This window comes from Gammaproteobacteria bacterium (assembly GCA_029881255.1).
Classification (GTDB): domain Bacteria; phylum Pseudomonadota; class Gammaproteobacteria; order S012-40; family S012-40; genus JAOUMY01.
Genome location: JAOUMY010000034.1, coordinates 1 through 6,151, shown reverse-complemented (window position 1 = coordinate 6,151; position 6,151 = coordinate 1). Strand labels below are relative to the sequence as shown.

Here is a 6,151-nt window from a genome sequence, read left to right as displayed (position 1 = left end):
AGCAAAGTTCTGATTCATGCCGGTTCCGGTGGTGTGGGTACCTTTGCTATCCAGTTTGCCAAAGCAATGGGCGCATATGTTGCCACAACAGGCAGTAAATCCAGCTTTGAACTGTTGCGACGTTTGGGTGCGGATGAAACAATCGATTACCATAGCCAGGCGATTGAAGATGTACTAAGCGATTATGATATTGTATTGGATACGCTTGGCAGCCAGGTGCATAAGTCGTCTTACCGGGTTCTAAAACCGGGTGGTGTTTTAGTCAGCATACTGGGTATACCGGAGCCACAAACGGTTTCAGAATACACTTCTAACTTTATTGTTAAGTTAGTCAGTAAAATCAACCTATGGAAAAATCAGCGACTTGCCACCAAAAATGGTGCCGTGTATAAACATCATTTAATGTATGCAGACGGCGGCCAATTAGCAAAAATTGCCGGGCTTATTGATGAGAAGTCAATAAAAGCGGTAATCGATTTTGTCTTTACATTAGAAAATATAAAAAAAGCTTTTGAAATTAGCGCCAAAGGCAGGGCAAAGGGAAAAATCATTATCCGCATTGAAAGTGAATAACACGCCGAAGAATAATAAACTGACAGTAACGTTTGTCTGAACGCGGTACAAAAGATACAGATCGAAGCCCAATATTCAGTTATGCAGGCGCTAGCATAGGGAGAACCAGGACCTTGTCAGATAAAATTTACATTGCATGGAGGCAAATAGATGGAAACAGATTCACTTTCGGCGATTTATGATCGTTTTGCGGAATCGTACGATGGAAGTCGTGATGTGTTTAACATCGATGAGATTATTAACGATTTCCAATCGAGGCTAATTTCAAAAAACGGAAATCTGCTTGATTTGGGGTGTGGCGCAGGTGTTCCATTTGCGCGTTCTTTTGTGGATTTTGGATGGAATGTTACGGGAGTCGATTTTTCAGAAAAGATGATTGCTCTAGCAAATCAGAATGTTCCAGAAATGCATGCAATACACTCTGATATTTGTAACGTAAAGTTTGAGAACGAATATTTCGATGCGGTTACAGGAATCTATAGCTTGTTTCATATAAGTCGCGATCAGCACGAGGCCGTATTTAAAAAGATCCACGGGTGGCTCAAGCAAGGTGGTTGTTTTCTATTCACTTATGCTACAGAAGAGTATACAGGCAAAAGCGAGTTTGATGGCTATAAAGAGTTTATGGGCGAAAAGTTGTTTTATAGTCACGATAAGCCTGAGATTCTATATTCGCTGTTAGAGCGAGTTGGACTTTCGGTTGAGTCTAGTGAGAAACACACAATAGCGGGTGAGACCTTTCTTTGGATTACTGGCCAAAAGATGTCTTAGCGGGAGATTTTTGTCAAAAATCAATTTGAAAGAGTTGGGAGTCGAGATCGAGCCATACGATTCAGAACGTTCAACTTTTTGAACTCAAATGCGGACTGGGAATATGAATATCCGTTCTGTAGCAACAATATTTTTACTTGCATTCCTTTTAGGAGTAATTGGATGTGGTTCCGGAGAAGAAGGTAGTGAGATAGGCGTCGTCGGTACTTGGAACGGCCTATGTGAGGAGAAGGAAGGAGGGCAATCGTCAAAATCTCAGCTTATCTTCACCGAAGAAGAGTTCAGCGTTTCGTTTTTAAAGTATTCTGTATCATCATGCTCTGGAATATATCAAATTGACCTAGAAAAGGCAGGAACTTACCAAATAGGGAATGAGTTCGTATCAGCTGACGGCGTCATGGCTCTGGAATTCAATGCCATAGAGGATTCCATATATTTTTACGACCTGATACTCATCGAAAACGACAAGCTGTATACTGGGCTGGTAGATGATGAAAACGACGGATCAACACCAGAAAAAAGACCAAAGAATGTTAATTTTCTAAAGTATTGGACAAGAGAATAGAGGACGCTTTAGGTTCAGGCTTATACAGAAAGATTAAATACTCACCGAGCCAGAAATCGCTAATTTTGTGGATTTACAAATCGTTTTGGATCGGATCGCAAATGAAAAACGCCACGAAAGTTTATGCGCTAATCTGCTGCATATTTTTTATATTTTCTTCACCAAACGCTAATGCGGATGGCGGTGGATTACCCGACTATTTTGCTTACGATTTTACAGCAGGCATAAAATTACTCGATGGCGAATGGGGAAATAATGCGGGTTATGGTACAACCAGCAATACTACTCACCTACAGCTAGGTGCATCAGTTTACCTAAGTCCCTTTAAGAAAGACAACACTACATATTTTTCATTGGCTATCAGGAGTTCCATCGAAGGTGTAATGTCCGATTTGAGTATAAGGGAGTATAGGCTGGGATATGGTAATCGTTTTTACGGCGATGCTGGTCTACTGTTTCTGGGTGAATTCGGGGGGTTCAAGTCTGATGTCGAAAGAAATGTAGGTAGCCTTGCCACTAGTTATAGGTCCGATGACGGCTACGGAATTTGGGGAAAATTGACGTGCCTATTTAAGGTAGGCGAAAAAGCAAAATACTCTGGAATTTCTCTCGAATTTTCCTATGCCACTACCACTATTAGCAGCACTACCGTATTTGCGAATAACGCCGATAATGTTAAGCGAAATGTAGGTGGGTTCCATATATTGTATGTTGTCTTGTTTCCGTACAACGTATTTTAGAAAAAATACATATTTTATTTGGCGGAAGACGTATTAAGAAATCTAAATGAATTATAGCATCACGTAACTATTCGCTATTATGACACCATATTTCAAAATACTGGCATTTATAATTGTCGCCTCAGGAAAACATCGGTTTTAGGCAGAACAGGAGGAAGCTGTGTGGAAGAAAGGAAGAGGAAAGCTTGGTATATTCGAACCACTTATTGGTACCTGGACTGCTCGGTTTAGTTCTCCACAAGGAGAGGGGATTTGTGAACGATACTTTCAAAAGGTATTGACGGGTAAATTCGTTGAACTTAATGCGACGTGGGTGTTCGATAATAGTCAGTACGATGAAATCGCATTATTTGGGCCAGGCGAAGATAAAGATCTCACCTTTTGGTCTTTTACATCAGACGGAAAACATTCTCAGGGCGTTCTTACTGATGTCTCCGATGTACATCCGAGCGCAATCGGTTTTAAAGCGCACATGCCCGCTGGAATAGCACGCAATGTCTATTGGCCCGACGATGAAAACGGATTTTATTGGGTCGTTGAGGCACAAACGAAGAAAGGCTGGAATCGATTCTTGGAACATCATTATCTGCCAAAATAGCTGAATTCATTAATACAAGGAGTAAAAATGGATAGAGCCATTACTCAAGGGGTTCACCATGTGGGTTTGACCGTTTCAAAACTGGAGGAGAGCGCGAACTTTTTCACTTCCTTGCTTGGTTGGAATGAAGTGCGAAGACGGGAAGACTATCCTGCAATTTTTGTTAGTGACGGTACGATTATGCTTACTTTATGGGCAACCAAAGAGGAACCGTTTGCGGCTTTTGATAAGAATCGAAATATTGGTTTGCATCATATTGCGCTGACCGTATCGGATGAAGGCTCTCTCAATCAGATATACAAACACATGCAGGCAAACAATGTCGAAATTGAGTTCTCACCTGAGTTGCTCGGAGCAGGTCCAGCAAAACACATGATGTGCTATGACCCAAGCGGTATTCGTATCGAGTTTATATGGCCTGGAAACACATAGAGTAGAGCAAATTCCCGTCACTTTTGATATCGTTCTCATGTGACAGATATAGTTTTAACGGAGGGATGAATTGAACAAGGGCTACTGGATACTCAGAATTGATGTGTCGGATCAGGATAAATTTAAGCAATACTCCGAGGCAGCGGCAGTCGCATTAAAGAAATACAAGGCAAGATTTGTAATACGTGCGGGGATGAGCGAGTGCATGGAGGGTGAGGCCAGGTTACGTAACACCGTGATCGAGTTCCCTAGCTATCAGGACGCCCTTGATTGCTGGAATTCACCAGAGTATCAGTCAGCGATTGCGATCCGAAAAGAGGTGACTATTGCTGATCTGGTGGTTATTGAAGGCTATGATGGCCCTCAGCCAACAACTTAATTTCCCGAACGGTAGCGCATGGATGGCAGAACTTAGCAAACTCAAGGGATTCGGTCCGAAATCTGAACAATGTTTAAACGAAATTGGCATCTATACAAAGAGTGATCTGCAGCGTGTAGGTGCTGTAAAGGCGTTTATCCGACTTAAGAAAGAATGCAGCATCAAACCTAGCCTAAATTTTTTGTACGCATTGGTAGGCGCGCTTGAGGACAGAGATTGGAAAGATATCGCGAAAACCGAAAAGGAAAGACTGTTGTTTGAACTTGATGGATACAAGGAGTTGGAAGAGCTTATTAAGAATGACGGCTTGTAGTACCAGTACTCTAGTTATTCGAGCGTTGTTAGAAATAGAAATTGAAGGAAATCCAACTATATGATTGCCATTCTTGGAGGAGGCGTTGCGGGTGTTAGCAGCGCGATTGCCTTAAAACAAGCCGGCTTTGAAGTCTGTGTATACGAAAGAAGTATGGCACCGTCCAATATCGGCGCAGGTATTGTTGTATGGCCAAATGCGGCATTTGTTCTAGAAAGAATAGGTGTCCTGGAGGATATCAAGGCCGTTTCGGGCTATCCCAGACAGATGCGTCGACTATCCAGTTCGGGTGAAGATTTGGGAGCAATCAGTATCGAACTGATTAACCAAACGATGGGATACCCGAGCATGTCGATACTCAGACGTGATTTCCAGGCAATTTTAATTGCGAAGTTAGAGGCCCTAGGGGTAGATATACGATATGGACATGCTGTGACGAATATAGAAACGTCGGATAGAGCGCGCGCGCAAGTCTCTTTTCAGAATGGCACGACGATCGAGGCTGACATCGTCATCGGCGCCGATGGGCGTATGGCCTCTTATGCACGGCAATACGTTAAACAGGACAACAAGCCGGTATACCAGGGCTTTGTTAACTGGATAGGGGTATTTGAATCTTCGGAAGATGTCTTCGAAGATATTTCAGTGGCGGATTACTGGGGTATCGGCGAACGATTCGGAATTGTGCCGATTACTAAGAACAAGGCCTATTGGGCGGGCGGTGTTGCAAGCGATGAGTTAGGTCAACGAAAACCCTCTGAGTACAAATCTGATCTACGGGTTATTTTTTCTAACTGGCCAACGACTGTTTGCAAAATGATAGACGAGACACCGACTGCGAGTATCAATAAGATTTACGTGCACGATCACGACCCAATGAGTGTTTGGCATAGGAATAATTTACTTGTGATTGGCGACGCAGCACATGCGCCGTTGCCTACATCAGGTCAAGGTGCCTGCCAGGCGCTGGAAGACGCATGGCACCTGTCACAATGTCTATCAGAGAATGCAGGTGATTTGCAGAACGCGTTTTCGGAATTTACTCAGCTTCGCTATGAAAAGACCAGCAATATAATTATGGCTGCAAGAGGCTTCGCAGCGTCATTGTTTAATCGTGATAAGGACTACTGCCATACACGAAACGAAAATAGTAAGAAAACCGACTTTGCAAACGTTTCACGCGCAATGTCACGTGCCTGGTCTAGTGGATTACCGTTACGCATTGTTAGTTAAGGATTCCAATGACAATGTATTGAGCGACGGTGATACCGTTACGGTAATCAAGGACTTGAAAGTAAAAGGAACATCCCTGGTAGTCAAGGTAGGAACCAAGATCAAAAACATACGGCTGGTTGAAGGCGACCACGATATCGATTGCAAAATCGACGGTATTGGGCCAATGAAACTCAAATCGGGGTTTGTAAAAAGGTGTAGTCGTTCCGAGGTGTGAGCTCAGCTATTGCGCCGATCGCAGCCAATCTGCCAGTGTGCCGAACTAAACACCTTTTTCGGTGGACACATTCCCTGTCATCAAGTCATAGTTTTCGAGCTGGCCTAAATTCGTCTCAGTGGCGCGGTATAGTTTCATTGCATCACGGTCTATTCCGATTCCTACACTTTCTTCTTTTAACATTGAAAAGTTGGCAGTGGGATCGTAAGCTTCCCCATTAGGTTGACAGTCCTAAAGTAGAGAGTTCGTATTTTTTCAACACCTCAACAGGTGTCATTCCTTGAAGAGAATCGTGATCGCGTTCCTCGTTGTATTCCAACATCCAGGCCC

10 protein-coding genes and 1 pseudogene are annotated in these 6,151 nt (G+C 43.2%); 10 read left to right on the top strand and 1 reads right to left on the bottom strand.

Annotated features, from left to right (window positions below; all coding sequences use genetic code 11):
- From OEZ43_21885 to OEZ43_21840, 10 genes and pseudogenes are all read left to right on the top strand, one after another.
- Window positions 1-573 (top strand): NADP-dependent oxidoreductase (locus OEZ43_21885; GenBank protein MDH5548230.1); only part of this gene is annotated, 573 nt, incomplete at its 5' end.
- Window positions 574-723: 150 nt separating this feature from the next.
- The gene (locus tag OEZ43_21880) at window positions 724-1,344 is read left to right on the top strand and encodes a methyltransferase domain-containing protein (GenBank protein ID MDH5548229.1); all 621 of its coding nucleotides are present in this window, start codon (window positions 724-726) and stop codon (window positions 1,342-1,344) included.
- 103 nt (window positions 1,345-1,447) lie between these two features.
- On the top strand, window positions 1,448-1,909 hold the full coding sequence (locus OEZ43_21875) for a hypothetical protein (GenBank protein MDH5548228.1): 462 nt from the start codon (window positions 1,448-1,450) through the stop codon (window positions 1,907-1,909).
- 101 nt (window positions 1,910-2,010) lie between these two features.
- Window positions 2,011-2,649, top strand: a complete 639-nt coding sequence (locus tag OEZ43_21870; GenBank protein ID MDH5548227.1) for a hypothetical protein — start codon at window positions 2,011-2,013, stop codon at window positions 2,647-2,649.
- Window positions 2,650-2,809: 160 nt separating this feature from the next.
- Window positions 2,810-3,247, top strand: coding sequence for a hypothetical protein (locus tag OEZ43_21865; protein ID MDH5548226.1), 438 nt, complete (start codon window positions 2,810-2,812; stop codon window positions 3,245-3,247).
- Window positions 3,248-3,274: 27 nt separating this feature from the next.
- The gene (locus tag OEZ43_21860) at window positions 3,275-3,679 is read left to right on the top strand and encodes a VOC family protein (GenBank protein MDH5548225.1); all 405 of its coding nucleotides are present in this window, start codon (window positions 3,275-3,277) and stop codon (window positions 3,677-3,679) included.
- Window positions 3,680-3,749: 70 nt separating this feature from the next.
- Window positions 3,750-4,058, top strand: a complete 309-nt coding sequence (locus tag OEZ43_21855) for a DUF1330 domain-containing protein (GenBank protein ID MDH5548224.1) — start codon at window positions 3,750-3,752, stop codon at window positions 4,056-4,058.
- Window positions 4,059-4,080: 22 nt separating this feature from the next.
- Window positions 4,081-4,371 carry a TfoX/Sxy family protein gene (locus OEZ43_21850; protein ID MDH5548223.1) on the top strand — a complete coding sequence of 97 codons (291 nt, stop codon included), beginning with the start codon at window positions 4,081-4,083 and terminating at the stop codon, window positions 4,369-4,371.
- A gap of 60 nt (window positions 4,372-4,431) precedes the next feature.
- Complete coding sequence (locus tag OEZ43_21845) at window positions 4,432-5,604, top strand: FAD-dependent monooxygenase (GenBank protein MDH5548222.1); 1,173 nt, start codon at window positions 4,432-4,434, stop codon at window positions 5,602-5,604.
- Window positions 5,597-5,821 (top strand): annotated as a pseudogene (locus OEZ43_21840) (zinc ribbon domain-containing protein YjdM). The gene OEZ43_21845 and the pseudogene OEZ43_21840 overlap by 8 nt, the downstream one beginning before the upstream one ends.
- A 217-nt stretch (window positions 5,822-6,038) precedes the next feature.
- On the opposite strand, the gene OEZ43_21835 reads toward OEZ43_21840, so the two are convergent.
- A partial coding sequence (locus OEZ43_21835) for a transposase (protein MDH5548221.1) occupies window positions 6,039-6,151 on the bottom strand: 113 nt, incomplete at its 5' end.